21 protein-coding genes and 1 rRNA gene are annotated in these 26,843 nt (G+C 66.4%); 16 read left to right on the top strand and 6 right to left on the bottom strand.

The genetic code is table 11. From position 1 onward, the window contains the following. A 5S ribosomal RNA gene (gene rrf, locus AB4083_RS19760) occupies positions 1-109 on the top strand; the annotation flags it as partial. Positions 110-610: 501 nt separating this feature from the next. Here the strand turns inward: rrf and AB4083_RS19755 are convergent. Further along, positions 611-1,546: a carbohydrate kinase family protein gene (locus AB4083_RS19755; protein WP_441610216.1), complete on the bottom strand. Its 936-nt coding sequence runs from the start codon at positions 1,544-1,546 to the stop codon at positions 611-613. A gap of 274 nt (positions 1,547-1,820) precedes the next feature. Between AB4083_RS19755 and AB4083_RS19750 the strand changes: the two genes are divergently transcribed. The 13 genes from AB4083_RS19750 to AB4083_RS19690 all read left to right on the top strand — a co-directional run bounded on the left by AB4083_RS19750 (position 1,821) and on the right by AB4083_RS19690 (position 16,093). Next, complete coding sequence (locus AB4083_RS19750; RefSeq protein WP_441610215.1) at positions 1,821-2,867, top strand: rod shape-determining protein; 1,047 nt, start codon at positions 1,821-1,823, stop codon at positions 2,865-2,867. Between the two features lie 18 nt (positions 2,868-2,885). Next, positions 2,886-3,875, top strand: coding sequence for a rod shape-determining protein MreC (gene mreC / locus AB4083_RS19745; protein ID WP_441610214.1), 990 nt, complete (start codon positions 2,886-2,888; stop codon positions 3,873-3,875). Next, on the top strand, positions 3,872-4,360 hold the full coding sequence (gene mreD / locus AB4083_RS19740) for a rod shape-determining protein MreD (protein WP_441610213.1): 489 nt from the start codon (positions 3,872-3,874) through the stop codon (positions 4,358-4,360). Before mreC ends, mreD begins: the two co-directional genes overlap by 4 nt. A gap of 4 nt (positions 4,361-4,364) precedes the next feature. After that, positions 4,365-6,389 carry a penicillin-binding protein 2 gene (gene mrdA, locus AB4083_RS19735; RefSeq protein ID WP_441610212.1) on the top strand — a complete coding sequence of 675 codons (2,025 nt, stop codon included), beginning with the start codon at positions 4,365-4,367 and terminating at the stop codon, positions 6,387-6,389. Further along, entirely contained in the window at positions 6,386-7,504 is a 1,119-nt protein-coding gene (gene rodA, locus AB4083_RS19730; protein WP_441610211.1) for a rod shape-determining protein RodA, read from the top strand. Before mrdA ends, rodA begins: the two co-directional genes overlap by 4 nt. Before the next feature lie 127 nt (positions 7,505-7,631). Continuing rightward, on the top strand, positions 7,632-8,618 hold the full coding sequence (gene mltB, locus AB4083_RS19725) for a lytic murein transglycosylase B (protein WP_441610210.1): 987 nt from the start codon (positions 7,632-7,634) through the stop codon (positions 8,616-8,618). Then, positions 8,615-9,562, top strand: a complete 948-nt coding sequence (locus tag AB4083_RS19720) for a septal ring lytic transglycosylase RlpA family protein (protein ID WP_441610209.1) — start codon at positions 8,615-8,617, stop codon at positions 9,560-9,562. Before mltB ends, AB4083_RS19720 begins: the two co-directional genes overlap by 4 nt. 58 nt (positions 9,563-9,620) lie before the next feature. After that, complete coding sequence (locus tag AB4083_RS19715; protein WP_441610208.1) at positions 9,621-10,862, top strand: D-alanyl-D-alanine carboxypeptidase family protein; 1,242 nt, start codon at positions 9,621-9,623, stop codon at positions 10,860-10,862. Positions 10,863-10,881: 19 nt separating this feature from the next. Beyond that, on the top strand, positions 10,882-11,172 hold the full coding sequence (locus AB4083_RS19710) for a YbeD family protein (RefSeq protein ID WP_441610207.1): 291 nt from the start codon (positions 10,882-10,884) through the stop codon (positions 11,170-11,172). Positions 11,173-11,314: 142 nt separating this feature from the next. Further along, complete coding sequence (gene lipB / locus AB4083_RS19705; RefSeq protein WP_441610206.1) at positions 11,315-11,983, top strand: lipoyl(octanoyl) transferase LipB; 669 nt, start codon at positions 11,315-11,317, stop codon at positions 11,981-11,983. A gap of 10 nt (positions 11,984-11,993) precedes the next feature. After that, positions 11,994-13,013 carry a lipoyl synthase gene (lipA, locus tag AB4083_RS19700; protein ID WP_441610205.1) on the top strand — a complete coding sequence of 340 codons (1,020 nt, stop codon included), beginning with the start codon at positions 11,994-11,996 and terminating at the stop codon, positions 13,011-13,013. 10 nt (positions 13,014-13,023) lie between these two features. After that, entirely contained in the window at positions 13,024-15,270 is a 2,247-nt protein-coding gene (locus tag AB4083_RS19695) for a carboxy terminal-processing peptidase (protein ID WP_441610204.1), read from the top strand. Between the two features lie 193 nt (positions 15,271-15,463). After that, entirely contained in the window at positions 15,464-16,093 is a 630-nt protein-coding gene (locus AB4083_RS19690) for a DUF4126 domain-containing protein (RefSeq protein WP_441610203.1), read from the top strand. A 140-nt stretch (positions 16,094-16,233) separates the two neighbouring features. On the opposite strand, the gene AB4083_RS19685 is transcribed toward AB4083_RS19690, so the two are convergent. After that, positions 16,234-17,994, bottom strand: coding sequence for a M1 family metallopeptidase (locus AB4083_RS19685; RefSeq protein WP_441610202.1), 1,761 nt, complete (start codon positions 17,992-17,994; stop codon positions 16,234-16,236). Positions 17,995-18,217: 223 nt separating this feature from the next. On the opposite strand from AB4083_RS19685, the gene AB4083_RS19680 reads away from it, so the two are divergent. Then, positions 18,218-18,583: an endonuclease domain-containing protein gene (locus AB4083_RS19680; RefSeq protein WP_441610201.1), complete on the top strand. Its 366-nt coding sequence runs from the start codon at positions 18,218-18,220 to the stop codon at positions 18,581-18,583. 311 nt (positions 18,584-18,894) lie between these two features. Here the strand turns inward: AB4083_RS19680 and AB4083_RS19675 are convergent, their stop codons facing one another. From AB4083_RS19675 to AB4083_RS19660, 4 genes are all read right to left on the bottom strand, one after another. Further along, positions 18,895-20,274: a leucyl aminopeptidase family protein gene (locus tag AB4083_RS19675; protein ID WP_441610200.1), complete on the bottom strand. Its 1,380-nt coding sequence runs from the start codon at positions 20,272-20,274 to the stop codon at positions 18,895-18,897. Positions 20,275-20,560: 286 nt separating this feature from the next. After that, a complete protein-coding gene (locus AB4083_RS19670; RefSeq protein WP_441610199.1) occupies positions 20,561-21,172 on the bottom strand; it encodes an HAD family hydrolase in 612 nt (203 codons plus the stop codon). Positions 21,173-21,180: 8 nt separating this feature from the next. Next, positions 21,181-22,425, bottom strand: coding sequence for a LysM peptidoglycan-binding domain-containing protein (locus AB4083_RS19665; protein WP_441610198.1), 1,245 nt, complete (start codon positions 22,423-22,425; stop codon positions 21,181-21,183). Between the two features lie 371 nt (positions 22,426-22,796). Next, complete coding sequence (locus tag AB4083_RS19660; RefSeq protein WP_441610197.1) at positions 22,797-24,170, bottom strand: Do family serine endopeptidase; 1,374 nt, start codon at positions 24,168-24,170, stop codon at positions 22,797-22,799. 498 nt (positions 24,171-24,668) lie between these two features. Between AB4083_RS19660 and AB4083_RS19655 the strand changes: the two genes are divergently transcribed. Then, a complete protein-coding gene (locus AB4083_RS19655; RefSeq protein WP_441610196.1) occupies positions 24,669-26,831 on the top strand; it encodes an adenosylcobalamin-dependent ribonucleoside-diphosphate reductase in 2,163 nt (720 codons plus the stop codon). Positions 26,832-26,843 lie beyond the last annotated feature (12 nt).

The raw sequence follows: 26,843 nt of genomic DNA, 5'->3' as shown, positions 1-26,843 counted from the left end.
GCGAAGATAGCGCTGTGGCCCCACCCGATCCCATCCCGAACTCGGAAGTGAAACGCAGCTGCGCCGATGGTAGTGTAGCTTGCTATGCAAGAGTAGGTCATCGCCAGGGGCTTTATCCTAAAAACCCTCACCTCACGGTGGGGGTTTTTCTTGCTCGAAAAAAAGGCGATTCACCAAGCAAAATGCTCGCGTTACTGCATGTGCACAACGCCAGTTCGATGAGATGGCAACTCGAGAACACTCGCTGAGCGTGGCTCGCAGCCTCAGTGCTCTTCCACGAACAGCACGAACAGCACAAGCGACAGTGATGTAGCGCCGAGCTCGAACGCGCGACATGCAAATCCGTCCGACATCGGCCAGATACTCGATGGCTGCAGATCCGCCGGCACATGCATGCCGACAGCACGCACGACGTAAATGATCAGGCTCGACTCACATCGCCTCGTCACAGCATTGCGGTGCGCACCGCGCCGCACGCCTGGCCATCAACACGCCTGGCCAAACGCTGCGAGCAAACACCGCCAGCAAAGAAACTCTCATCCCCTAAGCCACAAACAAAAAGGCCTCCCATCCGGGAGGCCTTTCTTACATCAACTCGAATTAATCAACGTCAATCCAAGCCATACCCAAACTGCTCCTTGAACTCCGCCGCAAACAGCGCGTAATCGAAGCGCTGATTCTGCGTGCCCGGATATTCAACCTTCAACGCGCCCATCAACGACGCCATCCGACCAATCGTCGGCCAATCCTTGCCACGCATGATTCCGAAGATCAGGCCAGCACGATAAGCATCGCCACAGCCCGTAGGATCCACCACCTTGCGCTCGCGCGCCGGCGGAATCTCATGCGTAATGCCATCGGTATGAATCAACGACCCACGCGGCCCCAGCGTCACGATATACGCCTTCACCCGCTTGGCGATCTCTTCCGCATTCCAGCCGGTACGCGACTGCAGCAGCTGCGACTCGTAGTCGTTGACGATCACATACGTCGACTTCTCGATCATCGAGCGAAACTCGTCGCCGTTGAACAACGGCATCGCCTGGCCCGGATCGAAAATAAACGGCACTTCGCGCGCAGAAAACTCATCCACGTGCTGCAGCATCGCATCGCGACTATCCGGCGCGACGATCGCGAAACTGATCTCCGGAATATCGCGCACATGATTTTCGTGCGCGCTCAACATGGCACCGGGATGGAAGGCGGTGATCTGGTTATTGTCCAGGTCCGTCGTGATAAAGCATTGCGGCGTGAATTGGTCGCCGAACTCGCGCACATAATCGAGCCGGATCCCGCATTCCTGCATATGCGCGCGATACGGACCGAAATCCTGCCCCACCGTGGCCACCGGCAGCGGGTCGGCGCCGAGTAGCTTGAGGTTATAGGCGATATTGCCGGCGCAACCGCCGAACTCGCGCCGCATCCGCGGCACCAGGAACGACACGTTCAGGATGTGCACCTGGTCGGGCAGGATGTGGTTCTTGAACTGGTCCTGGAAGACCATGATGGTGTCGTATGCCAACGAACCGCAGATAACGGCAGACATGATTCGTGGGTGTCCCCGGGCTAGTGAACAGGCCGCGCAAGCGCGGTCGGGTCATTGGCCGGGACAAGCTGCCCGGCCAAAGTCGCGAATTTTACCGATATCCGGCCGCGAGGGCGATGTCTTAGTGAAAATTCCAACTCATGCGGTCTGGTCGAAAGTTGACATATCACCGCGTCCTACAAGGCTTTCTTAACGATATTGTCCTTGCGCGCAAGATGCAGCGTCTTTAGACTGGCGCGCTTACTTTTTAGCCAGATCGACGCACGGCGGGCCCATGTTCAAGAAGTTTCGCGGGATCTTTTCCAACGACATCTCCATCGATCTTGGCACGGCCAACACCCTGATTTACGTGCGGGGGCAAGGCATTGTTCTGAACGAGCCCTCCGTCGTCGCCATCCGCCAGGATCGCGGCCCGGGCGGTCCCCGTGCTGTCGCCGCCGTCGGCAGCGACGCCAAGAAGATGCTTGGTCGTACCCCCGGTAATATCGCCACCGTGCGTCCGATGAAGGATGGCGTGATCGCCAACTTCTCCATGACCGAGGCGATGCTGCAGCACTTCATCAAGCAGGTCCACCGCTCACGTTTCCTGCGCCCCAGCCCGCGCGTGCTGGTCTGCGTGCCCTGCGGTTCGACTCAGGTGGAGCGCCGCGCGATCAAGGAATCGGCCGAGGGCGCCGGCGCCCGCGACGTGTTCCTGATCGAGGAGCCCATGGCCGCCGCGATCGGCGCCGGCATCCCGGTGCATGAGGCGCGCGGCTCGATGGTGCTGGATATCGGCGGCGGCACCTCCGAAGTGGCGGTCATCTCGCTCAACGGCATCGTCTATTCGCAGTCGGTCCGCGTCGGTGGCGACCGCTTCGACGAAGCCATCATCAACTACGTCCGCCGCAACCACGGCACCCTGATCGGCGAATCCACCGCCGAGCGCATCAAGATGGAGATCGGCTGCGCCTTCCCGCAGACCGACGTGCGCGAGATCGAGATCTCCGGCCGCAACCTGGCCGAAGGCGTGCCGCGCATGTTCACCATCAACTCCAACGAGGTGCTCGAAGCCCTGCACGAGCCGCTGTCCGGCATCGTCGCCGCGGTCAAGTCGGCCCTGGAGCAGACCCCGCCGGAGCTGTGCTCCGACGTGGCTGAGCGCGGCATCGTGCTCACCGGCGGCGGCGCGCTGCTGCGCGACCTCGACCGCCTGATCTCCGAGGAGACCGGCCTGCACGTGATGGTGGCCGATGAGCCGCTGACCTGCGTCGCCCGTGGCGGCGGCAAGGCGCTGGAGCTGATCGACCAGCACGGCAGCGACTTCTTCGCCGCCGAATAAGCGCTAAAGGGGCAGGGGATGGCACTCGCTCGCGAGGACTCCTCGCCCCTGTTTGCCGGCACCGTTGCCGGCACCCTCCGTCTCATTCTTTATCTTGCCTTCGCCATGGTGCTGATGGTCCTGGACCATCGCAACGGCTGGATGTGGCGTATCCGCTACACCACCTCGGCTGTGGTGGAGCCGGTCTATCGCCTGGCTGGCATGCCCGCGGCCGGCATGCGCAACCTCAGCGTCGCCTTCGCCGACCGCCAGCTGCTCACCGAGCAGAACCAGCGCCTGCGCGAAGACCTGCTGCTGGCCAACGCCAAGCTCAACCGCATGGCCTCGGTGGCCGAGCAGAACGAGCGCCTGAAGGAACTGCTCGCCACCCAGCACAGCCTGGAACTCAACGTGCAGCTCGCCCGCGTCATCGACGTGGACCTGGGCAGCTATCGCCACCGCATGCTGGTCAATGTCGGCGAGCGCGATGGGGTGAAGAAGGGCCAGGTGGTGATCGACGCGCATGGCGTGATCGGCCAGGTGGTGGAAGTGATGCCGCGCACCTCGCTGGTGATGCTGGTGACCGACCCCGACCACGCCATCCCCGTGGTGGTCGAGCGCACCGGCCTGCGCACCGTGGCCTACGGCTCGCGCGACGGCGACCTGCTCAGCCTGCCGAATATCTCGATGGCTGCCGACGTGCGCCCAGGCGACAAGCTGTTGACTTCCGGCCTCGGCGGACGTTTCCCGCCGGGCTTCCCGGTGGGCGAGATCCGTGGCGTGGAGCCGGGCGCTTCCGGCATGTTCCTGGAAGGCCGCGCGCAGCCCACCGCCGACCTGGACCGCAGCGAAGACGTGCTCCTGCTGCACGACCAGGCCGAACCCGCCGGCCCGCCCGAAGCCGCCGCGCCCGCCGGCCCGCCGACCGACCTGGCTCCCGCACCGGCGGCCACCACGGTCGCGCCGCCGCGTGTCGTTCCGAATGCGCCAACCCCGGCCAGCCCCGCCCCCGCGAGCACCGCGCCATGAACAAGCAACGCGCCGGCCTGCTCTGGTTCTCCGGCTCCCTGGTGTTCGCCCTGCTGTCCATGCTCGTGCCACTGCCCGGCGCGCTGCAGCCGTTCAAGCCGTATTGGCCGGCATTGTTCCTGCTGTACTGGGCGCTGGAAGCCGGCGACCAGCGGGTGAACCTGGGCCTGGCCTTCTGCATCGGCCTGTGCGCCGACCTGCTCGACGGCATCCTGCTCGGCGAGCAGGCCATGCGCCTGTGCGCGCTGGTGTTCATCGCGCTGCGTTTCCGCTCGCGCCTGCGCTTCTTCCCGATGTGGCAGCAGACCCTGGCCGTGCTGGCCCTGCTGCTTAACGACCGCGTGGTGCTGCTGATCGTGCGCGCCTTCGCCGGCGAATCGTTCCCGCCCGCTACCTGGTGGATCTCGCCGTTCGTCGGCGCCGCGCTATGGCCGTTCCTGTTCCTGCTGATGGACGACCTGCGCCTGCGTCTGCGCCTGCAATAGCGCCATGGCCCTGCGTCGCCGCTCGATCAAGGATTCCCGGGGCGAAAGCACCCTGTTCCGGTGGCGCGCCTTCGTCGGCTTCGCGCTGATCCTGCTCGGCCTGTCGGTGCTGGTGGTGCGCTACAGCTTCCTGCAGGTGCAGCGCCACGACGAGTTCGCGCTGCGCTCGGAGAACAACCGCGTCAAGCCGCGCGCCATTCCGCCCGCGCGCGGGCTGATCTTCGACCGCAACGGCGTGCTGCTGGCCGACAACGTGCCCGCCTTCCGCCTCGAAGTGGTGCCCGAGCAGGTACCGGACATGCCGGCCATGCTGGCTGGCATCCGCGAGGTGATCCCGCTCGGCGACGACGACGTCGAAGCCTTCCGCAAGCAGCTCAAGCAGAACCGCCGTTTCGACAGCGTGCCGCTGAAGCTGCACCTGACCGAGGACGAGATCGCCCGCTTCGCCATCAACCGCTGGCGATTCCCCGGGCTGGACGTGGTGCCCTACCTCACCCGCCGCTACCCGTACGGGCCGCTGTTCGGGCACATCATCGGCTATGTCGGCCGCATCGACGCCGACGACCTCAACCGCCTCGATCCCGACCGCTACAAGGGCACCAGCCACGTCGGCCGCAGCGGCCTGGAGCGCTCCTACGAGGACATGCTGCACGGCGAACCCGGCTACGAGCTGGTCGAAGTGAACGCCGACGGCCGCGTGCAGCGCACGCTGGAAACCCACGCACCCAAGCCCGGCAAGAACCTTTACCTGAGCATCGACGCACGCGTGCAGAAGGCCGCCACGGATGCCTTCGCCGGACGCCCCGGCTCAGCGGTGGCGATCGACCCGCGCAACGGCCAGGTCATGGCCATGGTCAGCGTGCCCAGCTTCGACCCGAACCTGTTCGTCAACGGCATCAGCAAGACCGACTACACCACCTACACCAGCGACGAGGACAAGCCGCTGCTCAACCGCGCGCTGAAGAGCGCCTATCCGCCGGGCTCCACGGTCAAGCCGTTCCTGGCGCTGGGCGGCCTGGAATACGGCGTGCGGCGGCCGGAGGACACCGTGCTGTCCACCGGCGAGTTCTGCATCCCCGGCCAGCAGCGCTGCTATCGCGACGACAAGCGCGGCGGCGACGGCGTGGTGAACATGGTGCGTGCCATCCAGCATTCCACCAACACCTACTTCTACAAGCTCGCCCTGGACCTGGGCATCGACCGGCTCAGCGCCTGGATGGGCAGCCTCGGCTTCGGCCACAAGACCGGCATCGACCTGCTGGGCGAGGTCGAAGGCATCCTGCCTTCGCGCGAATGGAAGGCCACCCGCAGCAAATTCGGCTGGTTCCCCGGCGAGACCATCCTGGCCGGCATCGGCCAGGGCTACTGGAACGTCACCACCTTGCAGCTTGCCCACGCCACCGCCACCTTCGCCGGCCACGGCACGCCCTACGCACCGCGGCTGGTGATGGCCACGTCCGCGGTGAAGGAGTCGCCGGTGCCGCTGCCCAATCCGCCCAGCGGCCCCACCCTGATCCACAAGGACAACTACTGGAACGTAGTGAACCAGGGCATGGAAGCGGTGATCACCGAAGGTACCGGCAAGGGCCAGTTCACCGGCTTCCCCTACGTGGTGGCCGGCAAGAGCGGCACGGCGGAGCGCTTCTCCCGCCGCAGCAACGACTACGACAACAACAAGAACACCGCCTACCTGGCCACTCGCCACCGCGCCTGGTTCATCGGCTACACGCCCACCGACGCGCCGCGCATTGCGGTGGCCGCCATGCTCGAACAGGGCGCGTGGGGCGCGCAGGACGTCGGCCCGATCGTGCGCAAGATCATGGAAGCCTGGCTGGTCAGCCAGGGCGGCGCCGTGCCCGCGCGCAACGCGCCGGAGCAGGCCTTGCCGGCGATCGCCAGCAGCGTGCCCGAGGTGCCGGAAGACACGCCGGTCGCCACCCCGGCCGACCTGCCGGCGCAGTTGCCGTCGGATCGTGATCAGAGCGGGCACGACGACAGCGGCCAGCAGGACGGCGGAGGCCATCAATGATCGACGAACTCCAGGTCCGCATGACGCGCTTCCTGCGGCGCATCCTGACCCGCCCGCGCATCGACCTGCCGCTGGCCTTCGGCCTGCTGCTGCTGGCCGTTACCGGCCTGGTCACGCTGTACAGCGCCAGCGGCGGCAGCATGGGGATGATCACCGGCCAGGCTGCGCGCTTCGTGATCGGCGGCATGCTGTTGCTGCTGATCTCGCGCATTCCGCCTTCGGTACTGCGCGGCTGGACGCCCTGGCTCTACGCCGGCAGCGTATTCCTGCTGCTGCTGGTGGCGGGCGTGGGCGAAATCCGCAGCGGCTCCAAGCGCTGGCTCAACCTGGGTGTGATGTCGTTCCAGCCGTCCGAACTGCTCAAGCTCACCGTGCCGATGATGGTGGCCTGGTATCTGCACCCGCGGCAGTTGCCGCCGTCGTGGAAGGACATCGTCACGGTGGCCATGCTGATCGGCATTCCCGCCGGCCTGATCGCCGAACAGCCGGATCTCGGCACCGCGGTGCTGGTGTCGGGCGCCGGCGCGTTCGCGCTGTTCCTGTCCGGCATGGCCTGGTGGAAGATCGGCAGCCTGCTCGCCGCGGTGGGCGGCATGGTGCCGGTGGCCTGGCATTTCCTGCACGAATACCAGCGCAACCGCGTGCGCACCCTGCTGGATCCGGAATCCGACCCGCTGGGCAACGGCTGGCACATCATCCAGTCGCAGATCGCGGTGGGTTCGGGCGGCCTGTTCGGCAAGGGTTGGCAGCACGGCACGCAGTCGCGCCTGGACTTCCTGCCCGAGCACACCACCGATTTCATCTTCGCGGTATTCGCCGAGGAGTTCGGCCTGGTCGGCGTGGCCGCAGTGATGGCGCTGTACGCCTTCATCATCGGGCGCTGCCTGTGGATCGCCATGGAAGCGCGCGAAACCTATTCGCGCCTGCTCGCCGGCGCCATCGGCATGAGCTTCTTCGTCTACGTGTTCGTCAACGGCGGCATGGTCGCCGGCATGTTGCCGGTGGTCGGCGTGCCGATGCCGCTGATCAGTTATGGCGGTACGTCCGCCGTGTCGCTGCTCACCGGTTTCGGCGTGCTGATGTCGATCCACGCCAACCGCAAGATGCACGACTGACGCGACATTCCACACTGAACCGGTCGCGCGCACGCCCGCGTTGCGCCCGGGTTTGCGCCGCCATGCGTGCTAGGCTCTTGCGCGCATATCGTTTTACCAGCGAAGTAGACTGATGACCGAGATTGCCATGCCCCGTCCCCTGCAATGGATTGCCGCCCTGGGCCTCGCCGCCGCTGCCGCACTGACGTCAGCCCAGGCCCAGACTCACCCGGGACAGGCGCAACTGGTCGCCGAAGTCGCCAAGGAAACTGGCAAGGATCCGGCCCGGCTCAACGCCTTGCTCGATGGCGCGAAGAAACAGCAGAGCATCCTCGACGCCATCAGCCGCCCGGCCGAAGCGAAGCCGTGGAAGGACTACCGGCCGATCTTCATCACCGACAAGCGCATCGGCGACGGCGTCGCGTTCTATCTGGAACATCGCGAGCTGGTCGAGCGCATCGGCAAGAAATACGGCGTGGCGCCCGAGTACATCGTCGCCATCGTCGGCGTGGAAACCTTCTACGGCCGCAACACCGGCAAGTACAAGGTGCTCGATGCGCTGGTCACGCTGGGCCTGTACTACCCGCCGCGCGCCACCTTCTTCCGCGAGCAGTTGAAAGTGCTGCTGAGCCTGCCCGAGCGCATGCTCGCCGGCTCGCCGGATACGCTTACCGGCTCGTACGCGGGCGCGCAGGGCTGGGGGCAGTTCATGCCTTCGAGCATCAAGGACTTCGGCGTGGACGAGGACGGCGACGGCCACATCGACATGCACGACTCGCTGCCGGACATCCTCGGCAGCGTCGCCAACTATTTCGCCAAGCACGGCTGGGTCACCGGCGCGCCGGTGGTGGCGCGCGCGCAGCCCGACGCCGCCGCGCGGCCGATCGAAGTGAAGGATTCCAAGCCGCAGTGGCCGCTGGAACAACTGATGGCCTGGGGCTATGCGCCGCTGCAGCCGATGGATCCGGGCCTGCCGAGCAGCCTGCAGTCGCTGCAAGGGCCGAACGGGCCGGAATACTGGTTCACCTTCCAGAACTTCTACGTGATCACCAAGTACAACCGCAGCCCGCTGTATGCGCTGGCGGTGCACCAGCTCGCCCAGGCGATCGCCGCCGGCGTGCGGGAGCGTCGATGAAACCCAGCCTCGCGCTGCCGCTGCTGGCGATCGCCATGCTGGCCCTCGCCGCTTGCGGCGGCAGCAAGCCGCGGCCGTCGAAGTCGGGCGGCTATTCGCCGGGGCGCAGCAGCAGCGGCGGCACCTATCGCCCGTCCGCGGATGGCGGCTCGCGCCGCGGCAGCGACGACGACGTCAGCCGTCCGCAGAGCAGCCGCTACCGCGACAACGCCGACAGCGTGCCGGACGGTCCGCCGCCGGACATCAGCAAGCTGGTCGAGCCGGTGCCGAAGGTCGAGCCACGCGCGCTGTACGGCAACAAGTCGCCTTACAGCGTGCTCGGCCAGTCCTATACCGTGCTGTCGAATGCCAACGGCTACGTGGAGCGCGGCATCGCCTCGTTCTATGGCAACAAGTTCCACGGCTACAAGACCTCGAGCCTCGAGGAATACGACATGTACCAGTTCTCCGCCGCGCACAAGACGCTGCCGCTGCCCAGCTATGCGCGCGTCACCAACCTGGAGAACGGCAAGAGCGTGGTCGTGCGCATCAACGACCGCGGCCCGTTCCACGACAACCGCCTGATCGATCTCTCCTACGCCGCCGCGGTGAAGATCGGCGTGTATCCCAAGGGCACCGGCCTGGTGGAAGTGCGCGCGATCACCCCTGGCGAGCCGCTGCAGGACCTGCCGCCGCCGCCGCCCGCGCCGGTCGCGACCGGAGCGCCCAGGCCCGGCATCTACCTGCAGGTCGGCGCCTTTGCCGACAGCGCCAATGCCGAGCGCGTGGCGCAGCAGCTGCGCAGCGCGAATTTCGCGCCGGTACAGGTGGTGGATGCCCAAATCAACGGCCGCAGCGTGCGGCGCGTGCGGGTCGGGCCGCTCACCGACGTCGACAGCGCCGACCAGGTGACCGCCAAGATCGAAGACATGGGACTGCCGCGTCCGCAGGTCGCGGTAGACTGACACATTGCCATTCCGGCGCTCCGGCGCCAGCCATATCGAAACCGGATCTCTCAGAACGATGAACCTCCTCCGCCGTACCCTCGCTCCGATCGCCATTACTGCCGCCCTGGTGATCGGCACCGCCGCCGTCGCCCAGCAGACTCCCCCCAAGCCCGCGCCCGTGCCGCGGCCGGTGGTGGCTGAAGCGCCGGTGCCGCCGCCGCCGGATGTGGACGGCAAGAGCTGGGTGCTGATGGACTACGCCACCGGCCAGGTGCTCGCCGCCAAGGATCCGGACGTGCGCGTGGAGCCGGCCTCGATCACCAAGGTGATGACCGACTACGTGGTCTCCGCCGAAGTCGCCAACGGCAAGGTGCACATGGCCGACCAGGTGACCATCAGCGAAAACGCCTGGCGCAGCGGTGGCGCCGGCACCGACGGTTCCACCAGCTTCCTCAAGCTCAACAGCCAGGTGCCGCTGAAGGACCTGCTGTTCGGCATGATCATCCAGTCCGGCAACGACGCCGCCATCGCGCTGGCCGAGCACACCGCCGGCAGCGAGGGCGCGTTCGCCAACCTGATGAACGCGTATGCCAAGCAGCTGGGCATGGTCAATTCCAACTTCCAGAATGCCTCCGGCTACCCGATCGCCAACCACTACACCACCGCCCGCGACATCGCGCTGCTGTCGCGCGCGCTGATCCACGACTTCCCCGAGGACTACGCCATCTCGGCGGTGAAGGACTTCGAGTGGAACGGCATCAAGCAGCACAACCGCAACCTGCTGCTGTGGCGCGATCCCAGCGTCGACGGCATCAAGACCGGCCACACCGCCGCCGCCGGTTTCTGCCTGGCCGCCTCGGCCAAGCAGGGCGAGGCGCGCATGATCGCCATCGTGATGGGCGCCAGCAGCGAGAAGGCGCGCGCCGATGCCGCGCTGGCGCTGATGAACTACGGCTTCCGCTTCTACGAGACGCACAAGCTCTACGACGCCAACAAGCCGCTGGCCACCCCGCGCCTGTGGAAGGGCAAGCAGGACCAGGTGCCGCTGGGCGTGAGCGAGAACGTGCTGGTCACCGTCAAGCGCGGCGACTATGAAAAGCTCAAGGCCACCGTGGACGTGCCCGCCACGCTGATCGCCCCGTTCACCAAGGGCCAGCAGGTCGGCACGCTGCGCGTCACCCTGGACGGCCAGCCGGTGCAGAACCTGCCGCTGGTGGCGCTGGACGACGCGCCGCAGGCCGGCTTCTTCGGACGCCTGTGGGACAGCATCATGCTGTGGTTCCACAGCGACAAGAAGCCTGACGAAGCGAAGAAGTAAGTAGAGCCGAGGTATCGCCATGCAGGACATCGATTCGATCAAGGCGCAACAAGAAGGCCAGGGTTTCCAGTTCCCCGGCGAATTCGAGATCACCGCCATGGGCAACGCCAGCGCGGACCTGGCCACGCGCGTGCCGGCGATCCTGGAAGGCATCGGCCTGCACGTGCTGCACGAGACGGTGAAGCACCGCAACTCGCGCGAGGGCAACTTCCTCTCGGTCACCGTCAGCTTCCGCTGCGAGAACCGCGAGCAGTACGACCTGGCGCACGCCAGCTTGCGGGAAGATCCGGATATCCGCTTCACCCTGTAAGCCGCGCGCGGGCCGGGACTTTCCCGGCCCGCGCCGTTTCGGGGCTGCCGTATCGGTGCCGCGGAGACGCGCCGCGCACCCTTGCAAGCCCCGCAACCCGGCCGCACCTCAGCCCGATCACCTAGGTTTCCCGGTTGTCTCCATGTCCCAGCCGCTGAAAATCCGCCGCCTTGGCCGCCAACCCTACGAGGCGACCTGGAAGGCCATGAGCGCGTTCACCGACCAGCGCGGCCCCGACACGCCCGACGAGCTGTGGGTGCTCGAGCACGACCCGGTGTTCACCCTGGGCCAGGCCGGCAAGATGGAGCACGTGCTGGCGCCGGGCGAGATCCCGGTGGTGCCGGTGGACCGCGGCGGCCAGGTCACCTATCACGGCCCCGGCCAGATCGTGGCCTATCCGCTGATCGACCTGCGCCGCGCCGGCGTGGGCGTGCGCGAGATGGTGTGCAAGATCGAGCAGGCCCTCATCGACACCCTGGAGCGCTGGAACATCGGCGCCACGCGCCTGGACGGCGCCCCCGGCGTCTACGTGGCCGGCGCCAAGGTCGCCGCCCTCGGCTTGCGCGTGCGGCGGGGCTGCAGTTTCCACGGCCTGGCCTTCAACGTGAACATGGACCTGGAGCCGTTTCACCGCATCAACCCTTGCGGCTACAAGGGTTTGCAGGTCACCCAGGTGCTAGACTTGGGCGGTCCGTCGCGGCTGGCGGAGGTGGAAGACGCCCTGGTCGAAGAGTTCTGCCGCCAGTTCGATTTCATCGCCGAGTCCGCCGCTCCCGTCATCCCCGAACTACCCGCTCGCGTAGCGGTCTGAGCTTGCCTACATGAGCGATATGTCCCCCTCCAAGGTCATCCCGATCAGCGTTGTCAGCGGCACCCCTGCCGTCGACAAGAACGTTGTCGACAAGCAGCTCGGCAACGACAAGATCGCGCGCAACCGCGCCGGCTTCGAAACCGATACCCCCGTGCTGCGCAAGCCCAGCTGGATCCGCGTGCGGCTGCCGCCAGGCAACGCCGTGCAGCAGCTCAAGGCGCGCCTGCGCGAAAACGCGCTGGTGACGGTGTGCGAGGAAGCCTCCTGCCCGAACATCCACGAGTGCTTCAGCAAGGGCACCGCCACCTTCATGATCCTCGGCGAGGTGTGCACCCGCCGCTGCTCGTTCTGCGACGTGGCCCATGGCCGCCCGGCGCCGCCCGACCCGCTCGAGCCCGCCCGCCTGGCCGAGACCATCCGCGACATGCGCCTGCGCTACGTGGTGATCACCTCGGTCGACCGCGACGACCTGCGCGACGGCGGGGCCGAGCATTTCGCCGCATGCATCCGCGCCACGCGCCACGCCAGTCCGAACATCAGGATCGAGATCCTCACGCCCGACTTCCGCGGCAAGGGCCGCATGGAGCGCGCGCTGGAAGTGCTCAAGGATTTCCCGCCGGACGTGTTCAACCACAACCTGGAAACCGTGCCGCACCTCTACCGCGAAGTGCGCCCGGGCGCCGACTACCAGTGGTCGCTGGACCTGCTCAAGCGCTTCAAGGCGCAGCATCCGGAGGTGCCGACCAAGTCCGGCATCATGCTGGGCCTGGGCGAGACCATGGAGCAGGTGCTGGAGACCATGCGCGATCTACGCGCCCACGACGTGGACATGATCACCATCGGCCAGTACCTGCAGCCCACGCCGCATCACCACCCGGTGGTGCGCTACTGGACCCCCGAAGAATTCGAGGCGCTGCGCGAAGCCGGCGAGGCGATGGGCTTCGGCCACGTCGCCTCCGGTCCGCTGGTGCGTTCGTCCTATCACGCCGATCTGCAAGCCCACGCCGCGGGTGTCACCGAGCATGCATAAAGAGAAACTCATGAAACTGCGTACCGTCTCGCTCGCACTGCTGCTCGCCTTCACCGTCGGCGGCGCGCAAGCGCAATCCGCCGCGGACCTCACCGGAGGCGCGACGGGTCGCAAGACGTCCTCGCTGCCGCTCAAGCCCACGCTCACCGAAGCGCAGGCCGCACAGCTTTCCGCACGCTTTCTCACCCGCTTCCACTACGACGCGCAGCCGCTCGACGACGCCATGTCGGCCAAGATCTTCAAGGCCTACTTCGATGCGCTCGACGGCGAGAAGGTGTTCTTCACCCAGGCCGACATGGCCAAGTTCGCGCCGCTGAAGACGCAGTTCGACGACGCCATCTGGAACCAGGACCTGAGCGGTCCGTTCTCGGTGTTCAACCTCTACGTGCAGCGCGCCGTGGAGCGCATGGGCTACGCGCGCGAGCTGCTCAAGAAGGGCTTCAAGCTCGACACCAGCGAGAGCTACGCCTACGACCGCAAGAAGGCCGACTGGCCCAAGGACCAGGCCGAGCTCGACACCCTGTGGCGCGAGCGCACCACCAACGACTGGCTGCGCCTGAAGCTCGCCGGCAAGAGCGACGACGACGCGCGCAAGACGCTGGACAAGCGCTACGCCAACTACATCGAGCGCGTACGCCAGCTCGACGGCGAAGACGCGTTCCAGTCCTTCATGAACGCCTACGCCGAATCCACCGACCCGCACACCGACTACCTCGGCCCGCGCGCGGCGGAGAACTTCGACATCTCGATGAAGCTGTCGCTGGAAGGCATCGGCGCGGTGCTCGGCGTGCGCGACGAATACGTCGTGGTCAGCGAAGTGGTGCCGGCCGGCCCTGCCGCCAAGTCCGGCAAGATCCACGCGGGCGACCGCATCGTCGGTGTGGGCCAGGGCGCCGACGGCGCCATCGTCGACGTGATCGGCTGGCGCAACGACGACGTGGTCAAGCTGATCCGCGGCAAGAAGGACACCACCGTGCGGCTGGAGATCCTGCCCTCCGAGGTGGGCGTGGACGGCAAGCACGAGGTGATCTCGCTGGTGCGCCAGAAGGTCAGCATCGAGGAGCAGGCCGCCAAGAAGAAGATCATCGACATCAAGGACGGCAACGTCAGCCGCAAGATCGGCGTGATCGACCTGCCCACCTTCTATTCTGACTTCGGCGCGCGCCGCGAAGGCGACAAGAACTTCAAGAGCGCCACCCGCGACGTCGCCAAGCTGCTCGGCGAGCTGAAGCAGGCCGGCGTGGAAGGCGTGATCATGGACCTGCGCAACAACGGCGGCGGTTCGCTCACCGAGGCGAACGAGCTCACCGGCCTGTTCATCGACAAGGGCCCGGTGGTGCAGGTGCGCGATGCGCGCGGCCAGGTGGACGTGCAGGGCGACGACGATCCGGGCATGGCCTGGACCGGCCCGATGGCGGTGCTGGTCAACCGCGGCTCGGCCTCGGCGTCGGAAATCTTCGCCGCCGCCATCCAGGACTACGGCCGCGGCCTGATCATCGGCCAGCCGACCTTCGGCAAGGGCACCGTGCAGAACCTCGTCGACCTCGACCGCTTCGCCAGCCGCACCAAGGAGAAGCCGCAGCTGGGCGAGCTGAAGATGACCATCGCCGAGTTCTTCCGCATCAACGGCGGTTCCACCCAGCTCAAGGGCGTGACCCCGGACATCAACTTCCCGCGGAACGGCGACGAGAAGGATTTCGGCGAGTCCACCTACGACAACGCGCTGCAGTGGACGCAGATCGCGCCCGCGCCGGAGTACAAGCCGGTGGCGGACCTGAAGGCCTACCTCGGCCAGCTGCAGGCCAAGCACGATACGCGCAGCGCCAAGGCGCCGGGCTGGAAGCTGATGCTCGACGAGCTGGCGCAGTACCGGAAGATGCGCGACAAGACCACCATCTCGCTCAACCTGGCCCAGCGCCAGGCCGAGCGCAAGGAACAGGAAGGCATCCAGGCCGACTTCCGTACCCGCCACAAGGCGATCGACGGCAACACGTTCAATGACGACCGCGACGGTCTGGATGACGGCCTCAACCCCAACGAGCGCAGCCTGAAGTCGCAGCTCAAGCAGGAAGACGAGGCCAAGAAGGCCGCCGACCCGCAGCTCGACGAGACCGCGCACATCCTGTTCGACGCGGTGGGCCTGATCAAGGGCGACGCCAAGCTGGCCGCCGAGGTGCTGCCGTACGGCGGCAAGTTCTCGCCGAGCGCCACCGCCGCGGCGACGCCGGAAGCAAACGCCTCGCCCGGCACGCACTGAGCCCAGGTCATCGAAAAAAAAGGCGGCGCGAAAGCGCCGCCTTTTTTATGCATGCGTAGGTTGGGGTGAGCCACAGGCGAACCCCAACGGAGGTACGGTCGGAGCGCATCGTTGGGGTTCGCCTCCGGCTCACCCCAACCTACGGCGAAACGCTGTGGTACATAGGCCCCGTCGCCCAACGCAGAGGCCCGCCATGGACATGCTCTCGAACGCCGCACTCGCCGGCGGCCTGGCCTGGGCCAGCGGCGTGCGCCTCTACGCCACCGTCTTCCTCGCCGGCCTGCTTGGCCGCCTCGGCTACGTACACTTGCCACCCGGCCTGGACATGCTCAGCGACAACTGGGTGCTGATCGTCTCCGGCGTGCTGATGCTCGGCGAATTCCTCGCCGACAAGATCCCCGCCTTCGACAGCGTGTGGGATGCCATCCACACCTTCATCCGCATCCCCGCCGGCACCTTGCTGGCCTGGGGCGTGTTCAAGGATGCCTCGCCCGCCATGCAGGCCGCCGCGGTGCTGCTCGGTGGCGCGCTGGTGTCGAGCACGCACCTGGCTAAGTCCGGTACGCGCGCCCTGATCAACACCTCGCCGGAACCCTTCAGCAACTGGGGCGCCAGCGTGAGCGAAGACCTCACCTGGGCCGGCATGTTCTACCTGATGTGGCAACACCCGCTGGCGCTGCTGGTGGTGCTGGGGCTGTTCGTGCTGCTGATGCTGTGGCTGTTGCCGAAGATCGTGCGCGGCCTGCGGGCGCTGTTCCGCACGCTGCGGAAGCTGTTCGGTGCGCCGGAAGCGGAGCCGATGGGGCGCTTGCCGCCTCCCTGACGCTGCGTCGCGACCGGCGTAGGTTGGGGTGAGCCACAGGCGAACCCCAACGTTGCGAAGCGCGTGAAAGGCGTGATGTTGGGGTTCGCCTGCGGCTCACCCCAACCTACGCCGTACGCCGCGATCGCTCAGGCGAGCCATCAACCCTTCTTCTGCGCCTTCGCCTTCTTCTCCATCTCTTCCTTGCGCCACTGCTGGTACTCGCCGATATGCGGCAACTCCCGCAGCACCTTGCTGCGCGGATCGATCACCACCAGCGCACCCGCCGGCGCCGCCAGCGTGCCGTTGCCGTCGGTCATCGGCAGCGTGTGCATGGTGTCGCCGACCTGCACCTCCACCGGCATCGGGAACGGCTTGTCGTGCGGCACCTTCCAGTGCAGCGAGAGCGTGTCGCCCTCGTGCTTCACTTCCAGCGCCGGCATCGCCGCTTCGTACAGGTACACGTTGAAGAACCAGTTCAGATCCTTGCCCGTCACCTGGTTGACGATCTGGATGTAATCGCGCGTGGTCGCATAGTGCGGCGCGAAGTTGCCCGGCTTCGGATCGGGGCGGCCGTACACCAGCCGGCGCACCGTCTCGAAGAACGCCTTGTCGCCGATCATCTGCCGCAGCGTGTGCAGCATCAGCGAGCCCTTGTAGTAGATGTCGTTGGCCGGGCCGGTGTCGGCGTCGTACACCTCGTGCTCGAACTGATGGCGGCCGGCCACGATCGGATGCGCGTTCTTCACCGACGTGCGCTCGGTCTGCAGCATGGCGAAGTAGGGCATGTCGCCATACAGGTACTGGCCGTACAGCGGCTGCATATAGGTACCGAAACCTTCGTGGATCCACATGTCGTCCCAGTCGACATTGGTCACCTGGTTGCCGAACCACTCATGCGAGAACTCATGCTGCAGCAGCCAGTCGAAACCGAACTCGCTGCGCGGATAGCCGTTGCCGTAGGCGTTGATGGTCTGGTGTTCCATGCCCAGATGCGGCGTTTCCACCACGCCCATCTTCTCGTCGCCGAACGGGTAGGGCCCGATCTGCTGCTCGAAGAAATCGAGCATGCGCGGGAACTCGCCGAACAGCTGCTTGGCCTGCGCCTCGTGGCCGCGCAGGTACCACATCTGCATCGGGATGGTGTTGCCGTAGTGGCTCTTGTAGTCGCCCTTCAGCACGTCGAACGGGCCGATATTGAGCGAGATCGCGTACGTGGTCGGGTGCTTGCCGCGCCAGTGATAGGTGTGGTTCGCGCCCTCGTCCTTGATGTCGACCAGCACGCCGTTGCCCGGCGCGGCCAGCGACTTGGGCACGGTGACGTAGGTGTCGACCAGGTCGGGCTTGCCCATCGGATGGTCGATGCACGGCCAGAACATGTCGCAGCCTTCGCCTTCCACTGCCGTGGCGACCCACGGCTGGCCGTCCTCGGTCTTGGCCCACACGAAGCCGCCGTCCCAGGGCGCGTGCTTGGCCACGTGGGGTTTGCCGCCGTAGCGGATCTCCACCGTGGTCTTGCCGCCCTTGGCCAGCGGCTTGGTCAGGGAAATCCGCAGGCGGCCGTCAGGATTGCTCCAGGCGCTCGTCGGCAAAGCCTTGCCGTCCAGCGCGATGCCGCTGATTTTCAGCTCCGGGTCCAGGTCCAGCAGCAGCACGTCGGTCGCTTCGCGCGCGCTGAAGGTCAGGCGCGCCGTCGCATCCAGCGTCTCCTTGGGGATATCCACCGCGAAATGCAGCTCGGCATGATCGAAGTTCAGCCGCTGCTGCTCGGCCGGCATCTCGCCGCCGGAGCGCTGCGTCTGCGCGCTTAGCGGCGGCTGCTCGGGCTGCTTCTTGTCAGGGGTGTCGGCGGCGAAGGCGGCTTGAGTGCCCAGCAGGGCGGCCAGGCCCAGGGACAGCAGGCGAGGGCGAAGGATCGGCATGGAGGGGGCTCCCCGTGGGTGAAGCACCTAGCATGGCAGTGAAGCGTCCTAGGCAACATCGCCGAAGGTCATGCCGACCGGCACTGGCGCAGGCCTACAGCGCGTCGCCGAAACCTGTGCTGCGGCCACGGCACCAGCCGACGCTACGGCGTGGCGGCACCCGATGGCGGGCAGATGGGGCGGAGGAGCCCACTGTGCTTCCCCGCATCGCAAGGAGCGCCCCATGCACCACCTCCGCCGCCAGGCCGACCACCACCGCCTGCAGTGCGTCCAGGCCGAACGCCGCCTGTGGCTGGCGCTGCAGGGCGAGGACGCCGTCCGCTACCGGTTCCGCCGCCACCATCTGATCGCCGGCTACCTGGTCGACATGGTCTGCATTCCCGCCCGCCTGATCGTTGAGATCGACGACGGCCGCGTGCAGGCCGCGCCGTGCTACCACTCGGCACGTACCCGCATGCTGGAGAACAAAGGCTATCGCCTGCGCCGCTTCCGCAGCGAAGACGTGCTGCTGCGCATGCAACGCGTGCTGGCCGATATTTCCGGTGAACTGGGGCGCGATAGCCAGCGGCCACGCGCGGTATCGCTATGAGCGCACGCTGCGTCGTAGGTTGGGGTGAGCAAAGCGAACCCCAACAGGCGTCACGGCATATCCGCGCACCACGTTGGAGTTCGCCTGCGGCTCACTCCAACCTACGCGCACGCTGCGTCGTAGGTTGGGGTGAGCAAAGCGAACCCCAACAGGCGCCACGGCATATCCGCGCGCCACGTTGGAGTTCGCCTGCGGCTCACTCCAACCTACGTGCACGCTGCGTCGTAGGTTGGGGTGAGCAAAGCGAACCCCAACAGGCGTCACGGCATATCCGCACGCCACGTTGGAGTTCGCCTGCGGCTCACTCCAACCTACGTGCGTACGTAGCGCTTCTGCAGCAGCGCGAACATCGCGCGCACGCCCATCGCCTCGCCACCGCGGGGGCGGCCAGGGCGGTCGCCATCGTTCCACGCGTACGTATCCAGGTGCAGCCACGGCGTGGTGTCGGCGACGAAGCGCTCCAGGTACAGCGCCGCGGTGATCGCGCCGGCATGGCGCGAGGCGCCGCTGTTGGCGAAGTCGGCGATATACGAATCCAGCATCTTGCGGTACGGCCGCCACAGCGGCAGGCGCCACAGCGGGTCCTGCACGGCATGGCCGGCGGCCAGCGCCTGCTCGGCCAGCTCGTCGCGGTTGGCGAACAGCGCCGGCAGATCCGGCCCCAGCGCCACGCGCGCCGCGCCGGTGAGCGTGGCGAAATCCACCATCAGGTCCGGCTGCTGCTCACCTGCATAGGCCAGCGCATCGCACAGCACCAGCCGGCCCTCGGCGTCGGTGTTGTCGATCTCCACGCTGTGGCCGGCACGCGTGATCACCACCTCGCCCGGACGCAGCGCGTTGCCGCTCACCGCGTTCTCCACCGCCGGAATCAGCAGCTGCAGGCGCACCGGCAGCTTCGCTTCCATGATCAGGCGCGCCAGCGCGATCGCATGCGCGGCGCCGCCCATGTCCTTCTTCATCCAGCGCATGCCATCGGCCGGCTTCAGATCCAGCCCGCCGGTATCGAAGCACACGCCCTTGCCGATCACTGCCAGCAGCGGGTCGCCGCTCTTGCCCCAGCTCAGCTCGATCAGCCGCGGTGCACGATGGCTGGCGCGGCCCACCGCATGGATGGTCGGAAAGTTCGCCTTGAGCAGCTCATCGCCCACCCACTCGCGCACCTTCGCCTTGTACGCCTTGCCCAACTGGCTCACCGCCTCGCCGAGCTGCTTCGGGCCCATGTCCTCGGTCGGTGTGTTGACCAGGTCGCGCACCTGCGCGGTGGCCTCGACCAGCGGCGCCAGCGTCTTCAGCGCGGCCGCCGGCACGGCCAGCTTCGCCGGCTCGCGCCTGGCCTTGCGGTAACGCGTGAACTCGTACGCACCCAGCGCCCAGCCCAGCGCCGCCTGCGCCTGGTCGGCGAGCACGCCTTCCTCGGCCAGGTGGTAGCTGCCTTCCGGCAGCGCTTTCGGCAGATGCGAGATCGCGCTCAGCACATCGCCCGCATCGACCCCGGCCAGCACGCGCTGCAGCTTGCCGTTGGCGTCCGCCAGCAGGGCGAAGGTGCCCGGTGCAGCGTCGAACCCGGTCTGCTCCAGCCACTTCCGCTGCGCCGCGCTCAGGCGTTTCCTGCTGGCGGCGAGGTGGGTGGCATCGGTGGTTTCGATAGCGACGCTTTGACGGTCGCCAGCTTTGCGTTCGATCAGGGACATGGGATTCCATTCGCTGCGCACCGCGCGCAGCTCACTAGGCGTAGCGCGCAATCATGCGCGTTTTTGGGCAACCGAGCGACTACGTCCCTGCGTATGCATACCGGCGTAGGTTGGGGTGAGCCACCGGCGAACCCCAACGATGTGCAGCGCCTGGACGTGGCCATGTTGGGGTTCGCCGGTGGCTCACCCCAACCTACGGGTGTCAGCGCGGCTGCGCTTCCAGCCAATCCGCCAACGCCGTCATATCCGCCAGATCCAGCTCCGGCGCCGCACCCAATGCTTCCGGTCACGGCAACCGCTCGCGATTGATCCACGCCGTGCGCAACCCGGCCTCACGCGCACCCACCACATCCAGCACCGGATCGTCCCCCACATGCAGGATCTCCCCCGGCGCTACACCCAGCCGCTCCGCCGCAGTGGAGAAAATCCGCGGATCGGGCTTGGCGATGCCCGTATCCCGCGCACAGATGTGATGCGCGAAATGCGCGCGGATGCCGATCATGTCCAGGTCCGCATTGCCGTTGGTCAGGCTGGCCACCGGAAACGCAGCGGTGATGCGCTGCAGCGCCGGCAGGCTGTCGGCGTAAAGCTCCACGCTGTTGCGCGCGGTGAAATAGATGTCCCACAGCACGTCCAGCGGTGCCTCCGCGATACCGCACGCGGTAAAAGCGCGCTGCATGGTGATGTGCCGCTGGGCGGTGAAATCGTGAGCCAGGTCCAGGCGTTCTTGCGCCACCTGGGCGCGCAGGGCGCGCATGGCCGGGATCGGCCAGGCGCGCGCTACGTCGGGATAGTGCTGGCGCAGGTAGGCGTCCAGCTCCTGGTCGGCACGCTCCAGCGCGGGGAGTACCGGCCAGAGCGTGTCGTCCAGGTCGAGCGTCAGGGCCCGGATGCGCACGGTGCGCGTCAGAGGCCCACCTTCAGCACCTGGCCGATCTTCACGTTGTCGTTCTTCAGGCTGTTCCAGCTGCGCAGGTCGGCGACACTCACCGAATACTTCTTGGCGATCACCGACAGCGTGTCGCCCTTGCTCACGGTGTAAACCTTGTCGCCGTTCGCCGCGGCAGCTTCGACCTTCTTCTCGGTGCTGGCGTCGTTGCGCGCCTGCAGGTCCTGCTTGGCCTGCTGGGTCAGCTCGGAGGTCGGCGAGGTCGCCACGCGCGAGGCGTACATCGCACCCGGTGCAGCCACCGGCGTCGGCTTCACGACGGGTTCTTCCGGCATCGGGCGGGCGCCCACTTCGGCCAGGATCTTCGCGCGGCGCGACACGTCCAGCTCGGCCAGCGCCGGCGCCTCGTCGTACGGCACCAGGTCGTGCTTGCGGGTCACTTCACGTGCCGGGTCGGTGCCCAGGAAGTCCATGAACACCTTCAGCTGCGCTGCCTTCGGGCTGTTGTCGCTGGTGATCAGGTAGACCGGGATGAACAGCGGATAGCTGCCGTCCTTCACCGTCGCCGGGCTCGGCGGCGTGCCGTTGATATTGATCGTCTTCACCTTGCGGTTGCCGGTGACGCCCGCCAGCGTGGTCACGCCCATCGCCTTCGGGTCCAGCGTCACGGCTTCTTCGAGCTTCGCCGTGTTCACGTACAGGCGCGGCGCCGCCACCGGCTGGTTGCCGCGGCCGAACAGCAGCTTGCGCAGGCTGTATTCCACGCCGTCACCGGGGCTGGCCACGGCGTACAGGTCGATCTCCTGATCGTTGCCGCCGACGTCCTTCCAGTTGGTGATCTTGCCGTAGTAGATGTCGTGCACCTGGCTCAGCGTCAGGCTGTTCACCGGGTTGGACGGGTAGGTGATCATCACCAGCGCATCCCACGCCACCGGCGTGAACACCAGGCTGCTCTCGGCCGAACCGTCCGGACCGCGCGCGGAGCCGGCGAAATCCGCCGTGCCCTTGGCCACGGCATCCAGGCCGGAGATGGTGTTGAACGGCTGCACCTCGATCTTGCCCTTGCCGGCCTTTTCGTAGGCCTTGGCCACATCGGTGACCAGACCGCGCGCCGTCGCCTGGTCGCCACGCCAGATCAGCGTGGGAGCGGCCGGCTGGGCGGGCTTCTTGGAACTCTTGGCCTTGGGCGCGGCCTGCGCCGCGGAAGCGGCGGCAACGCTGAGCAGCGCGACGGAAAGAATGCGTGCGAGACGGAATGACATAGGTATGGGAAACCCCGGGGTTCGACTAGAGATGGACCGCGTACTGCCGTCATGGCGCGCATGCGTCGGACAAAGCTGCGGTATTTCATCCGGCTGCTTGAGAACAATCAAGCGAATCAATGCGCTCCCGGTCAGAAAAAACGCCCGGGATCTCCCTTAGCGGTCATCGTGCCGCTAGAAAACGAAATGGCGGCTGACGGGAGGGGTGAATATCAGGGGTTTCTGCGACGCGGATCGCATTCAGCATCCGACGTAGGTTGGGGTGAGCCGGCAGGCGAACCCCAACGGTGCGATACGCCGCGGGACAGTGTTGTTGGGGTTCGCCTGGCGGCTCACCCCAACCTACGCCGGTCGTTTGGTCAGGTGCTGCCTCAGCGCACGTCGACGTACCGCACACCCTCATCCCCCGACACCACCAGCACCAACTGCCGCGGCTTCACCCCCGCCAGCCGCTTCAGCGTCGCCAGATTCGGAATCCGCGCATTCCCCACCCCAAGCACCACGTCCTTCGAACCCAACCCGGCCAACGCCGCGCGGCTCCCTGCCTTCACGCTCTGCACCGCCACCCCGGCCACCCCCTGGCTGCGCAGGCTCTGCGACAACTCACTGAACACCACCCCGGCCAGGCGCGGATCCAGCGTCGCCCCATCCACCGTCGCCAACTGCTCCGGCGTCAGCTTCGCCGTCACCTCGCGGTCGGTGCCATTGCGCTGCACCGTCAGCTTCACCGTGCTGCCCACCGGCAGCAGGCCTTCGGCGTTGCGCAGCTCCTGGGCGTTGCGCAGCGGCTTGCCGTCGATGGCGGTGATCACGTCGCCGGTCTCGATATCGGCGCCGTCCGCGGCCGAGCCTGTGCTCACCCGCGTCACCACCGCGCCGCTGGCATTCTTCAGCCCCAGCACCTGGGCGATGCGCGGGGTGATGTCCTGGGTCTCGATGCCGAGATTGCCGCGGCTCACCTTGCCGTGCGCGATCAGCTGCTCCATCACGTCGCGGCCGAGATTGGTGGGAATCGCAAAGCCGATGCCCACGTTGCCGCCCGAGGGCGAGAAAATCATGGTGTTGATGCCCACCAGTTCGCCGCGCAGATTCACCAGCGCGCCGCCGGAGTTGCCGGGATTGATCGACGCATCGGTCTGGATGAAGTTCTGATAGCCGGTGCCGCCCAAGCCTGAACGGCCCAGCGCGGAAACGATGCCTGAAGTCACCGACTGACTCAGCCCGAAGGGATCCCCTACGGCCACCACGAAATCGCCTACGCGCAGCTTCGAGGAATCCGCGATCGGCAGCGCCTGCAACCCGGTGGCCTGGATCTGCACCACCGCCACGTCGGTATCCGGGTCGGTGCCGATCAGCTTGGCCTTGAAGTCGCGCCCGTCCTGCAGGCTCACCGAGATGTCGTCCGCGCCGCCCACCACATGGTTGTTGGTGAGGATGTAGCCCTTGGCCGCATCCACGATCACCCCGGAGCCCAGGCTCTGCGCCACCCGCTCGCGCTGTGCGCCGGGCATGCCGAACAGCTGGCGCAGCACCGGGTCGTCGAAGAACGGATCGCGCACCTGCACCCGTGTTTTGGTCGAGATGTTCACCACCGCCGGCGTCACCTTCTCCAGCATCGGCGCCAGCGAAGGCAGCGGCTGGCCGTCGGCGGTGGCGGGCAGGGAGGCCTGGCTGGCCAGCGGCAAGGCGGCGCCGAGCAGGGCGGCAAACAGGGCGGCAAGCGGACGGATACGGCGGTGCGACATGGAAAGCGACTCCCTTTCGAGTAAGGCGCATCCGCGAAGGACGCGACGGTTCAGTTCGACTGGCAGGCCGGCATCTTAAGACGCGCTGCAGAACGGCTTTATCAGGACGACACGCACGTCAGACAACCCCTACCGAACCCTCCGGAAGACACCGTCGCACGCACCCGTAATGCACCGACAAGCCCACCGGAAAGCTGCTCACTTCGACGTAACTCAACGCTGACAGTTCCAAACGTGATCCCGCGCAAAAATCTTTGACATCGGACGGTCCCAGGGGTAACTTGCATCTCCGTTCGCACCACAACATCTTGTGTATAGGCGCCGGCGCTCCAACTAATGCTGGTGTCAAAGTGACAGCTCTAGGGGGAGTTGTCGCAAAGTCGGCAAGGGGGGCGTCAGGCACGGCCTCGCACATAGCGACGTACGCGCGGACGATCCAAAACCAGACTAAGAAAAAACAAACGGGGCCGTGAGGCCAAACCGGGAGTCAGGAAGCCGATGAGCACTGTGCGTGCACCAGTTGTGGGTGCGGAAATCAATCGAGATGGCGCCGCCATGATTCCGCTGCAGCCTGCGTCCTACGACATCTGGGACAAGAAGTACCGACTGAAAGCCAAGTCGGGCGAACCGGTCGACGGCAGCGTCGACGAAACCTACCAGCGCGTCGCACGCGCCCTGTCCGAAGTGGAAGCCACGCCGGAGCTGCGCCAGCACTGGTTCGAGCGCTTCCTGTGGGCGTTGCGCCGCGGCGCGATCCCCGCCGGCCGCATCACCTCCAACGCGGGCGCGCTGGCGCACAAGCCGGCCACCTCGACCATCAACTGCACCGTGTCGGGCACCATCCACGACTCCATGGACGACATCCTGGAGAAGGTGCACGAAGCGGGCCTCACCCTGAAGGCCGGCTGCGGCATCGGTTACGAGTTCAGCACGCTGCGCCCGCGCGGCGCCTACGTGTCGGGCGCCGGCGCCTACACCAGCGGTCCGCTGTCCTTCATGGATATCTACGACAAGATGTGCTTCACCGTCTCGTCCGCCGGCGGCCGCCGCGGTGCGCAGATGGGCACGTTCGACGTGAGCCATCCGGACGTCAAGGAATTCATCCGCGCCAAGCGCGAAGACGGCCGCCTGCGCCAGTTCAACCTCAGCCTGCTGATCACCGACGGCTTCATGCAGGCCGTGGAGCACGACCAGGACTGGCCGATGGTCTTCCCGGTGCACGTCAAGGAAAAGGACGAGGTCGACCTCACCGACCCGGCCAAGGTCGTGTGGCGCGAATGGCCCACCCACCAGCACTACGTGTCCCGCGAGGACGGCCTGGTCGCCTGCAAGATCTACGGCCACATCCGCGCCCGCCACCTGTGGGACATGATCATGGTCTCGACGTACGACTACGCCGAGCCCGGGTTCATCCTGATCGACATGGTCAACGAGATGAACAACAACTGGTGGTGCGAGCACATCCGCGCCACCAACCCCTGCGGCGAGCAGCCCCTGCCGCCGTACGGCTCCTGCCTGCTGGGCTCGATCAACCTCACCACCTTCGTGCGCGACCCCTTCGGCCCCAAGGCCCGCTTCGACTGGGACGAGTACCGCGAAGTGGTCAAGGTGTTCACCCGCATGCTCGACAACGTGGTCGAGATCAACGGCCTGCCGCTGGAACAGCAGCGCCACGAGATCATCTCCAAGCGCCGCCACGGCATGGGCTTCCTGGGGCTCGGCAGCACCATCACCATGCTGAAGATGCGCTACGGCAACGCCGACGCGGTCGCCTTCACCGAGGACGTCTCGCGCGAAATGGCCGTCGCCGGCTGGGAAGTGGCGCTGGACCTGGCCAAGGAAAAGGGCCCCGCCCCGATCCTGACGCAGGACTTCACCGTCACCGGCGACATGCTGCGCAAGCGCCCGGAAATGGCCGCCGACGGCTGGAAAGTGGGCGATGCGATCCCCGGCCGCGTGCTGCACGCCAAGTACAGCCGCTACATGCAGCGCGTGGCCTCGGTGGCGCCGAACCTGGTGGCTGAGCTCGCCGAAGTCGGCGCCCGCTTCACCCACCACAGCTCGATCGCGCCCACCGGCACCATCTCGCTGTCGCTGGCCAACAACGCCAGCAACGGCATCGAACCGAGCTTCGCCCATCACTATTCGCGCAACGTGATCCGCGAAGGCCGCAAGACCAAGGAAAAGATCGAGGTGTACAGCTACGAGCTGCTCGCCTACCGCGGCCTCATCAACGCCGCCGCGGTGCCGTTCAGCGACGATCCGCAGGTCAAGCTGCCGGATTACTTCGTCGCCGCGGACGACATCTCGCCGAAAGAGCACGTGGATATCCAGGCCGCTTCGCAGAAATGGATCGATTCCTCGATCTCCAAGACTGCAAACGTGCCCACGGACTATCCGTACGAAGATTTCAAGGACATCTACTTCTACGCCTATAAGCAGGGCCTCAAGGGCTGTACGACCTTCCGTTTCAACCCCGCCGCGTTCCAGGGCGTGCTGGTGAAGGAAGCCGATCTTGAGAGCACCCTCTACCGCTTCGAATTGGAAGACGGTAGCGTTATCGAACTGAAAGGCAACGAAGAAGTGGAATACGACGGGGAGCTGCACACCGCCGCAAACCTATTTGATGCCTTGAAGGAAGGCTATTACGGCAAGTTTTGAGCCCAGGCCGGC

The sequence above is a fragment of the Dyella sp. 2RAB6 genome (assembly GCF_052115385.1).
Classification (GTDB): Bacteria; Pseudomonadota; Gammaproteobacteria; order Xanthomonadales; family Rhodanobacteraceae; genus Dyella_D.
This window is presented reverse-complemented; position numbering and strand designations above follow the sequence as displayed.

What these genes read in the sequence shown, in the direction of transcription:
- AB4083_RS19755 (WP_441610216.1), bottom strand. Translation starts at nt 1,546, where the DNA reads ATGTCTGCCGTTATCTGCGGTTCGTTGGCATACGACACCATCATGGTC.
- AB4083_RS19750 (WP_441610215.1), top strand. Translation starts at nt 1,821, where the DNA reads ATGTTCAAGAAGTTTCGCGGGATCTTTTCCAACGACATCTCCATCGAT.
- mreC (WP_441610214.1), top strand. Translation starts at nt 2,886, where the DNA reads ATGGCACTCGCTCGCGAGGACTCCTCGCCCCTGTTTGCCGGCACCGTT.
- mreD (WP_441610213.1), top strand. Translation starts at nt 3,872, where the DNA reads ATGAACAAGCAACGCGCCGGCCTGCTCTGGTTCTCCGGCTCCCTGGTG.
- mrdA (WP_441610212.1), top strand. Translation starts at nt 4,365, where the DNA reads ATGGCCCTGCGTCGCCGCTCGATCAAGGATTCCCGGGGCGAAAGCACC.
- rodA (WP_441610211.1), top strand. Translation starts at nt 6,386, where the DNA reads ATGATCGACGAACTCCAGGTCCGCATGACGCGCTTCCTGCGGCGCATC.
- mltB (WP_441610210.1), top strand. Translation starts at nt 7,632, where the DNA reads ATGCCCCGTCCCCTGCAATGGATTGCCGCCCTGGGCCTCGCCGCCGCT.
- AB4083_RS19720 (WP_441610209.1), top strand. Translation starts at nt 8,615, where the DNA reads ATGAAACCCAGCCTCGCGCTGCCGCTGCTGGCGATCGCCATGCTGGCC.
- AB4083_RS19715 (WP_441610208.1), top strand. Translation starts at nt 9,621, where the DNA reads ATGAACCTCCTCCGCCGTACCCTCGCTCCGATCGCCATTACTGCCGCC.
- AB4083_RS19710 (WP_441610207.1), top strand. Translation starts at nt 10,882, where the DNA reads ATGCAGGACATCGATTCGATCAAGGCGCAACAAGAAGGCCAGGGTTTC.
- lipB (WP_441610206.1), top strand. Translation starts at nt 11,315, where the DNA reads ATGTCCCAGCCGCTGAAAATCCGCCGCCTTGGCCGCCAACCCTACGAG.
- lipA (WP_441610205.1), top strand. Translation starts at nt 11,994, where the DNA reads ATGAGCGATATGTCCCCCTCCAAGGTCATCCCGATCAGCGTTGTCAGC.
- AB4083_RS19695 (WP_441610204.1), top strand. Translation starts at nt 13,024, where the DNA reads ATGAAACTGCGTACCGTCTCGCTCGCACTGCTGCTCGCCTTCACCGTC.
- AB4083_RS19690 (WP_441610203.1), top strand. Translation starts at nt 15,464, where the DNA reads ATGGACATGCTCTCGAACGCCGCACTCGCCGGCGGCCTGGCCTGGGCC.
- AB4083_RS19685 (WP_441610202.1), bottom strand. Translation starts at nt 17,994, where the DNA reads ATGCCGATCCTTCGCCCTCGCCTGCTGTCCCTGGGCCTGGCCGCCCTG.
- AB4083_RS19680 (WP_441610201.1), top strand. Translation starts at nt 18,218, where the DNA reads ATGCACCACCTCCGCCGCCAGGCCGACCACCACCGCCTGCAGTGCGTC.
- AB4083_RS19675 (WP_441610200.1), bottom strand. Translation starts at nt 20,274, where the DNA reads ATGTCCCTGATCGAACGCAAAGCTGGCGACCGTCAAAGCGTCGCTATC.
- AB4083_RS19665 (WP_441610198.1), bottom strand. Translation starts at nt 22,425, where the DNA reads ATGTCATTCCGTCTCGCACGCATTCTTTCCGTCGCGCTGCTCAGCGTT.
- AB4083_RS19660 (WP_441610197.1), bottom strand. Translation starts at nt 24,170, where the DNA reads ATGTCGCACCGCCGTATCCGTCCGCTTGCCGCCCTGTTTGCCGCCCTG.
- AB4083_RS19655 (WP_441610196.1), top strand. Translation starts at nt 24,669, where the DNA reads ATGAGCACTGTGCGTGCACCAGTTGTGGGTGCGGAAATCAATCGAGAT.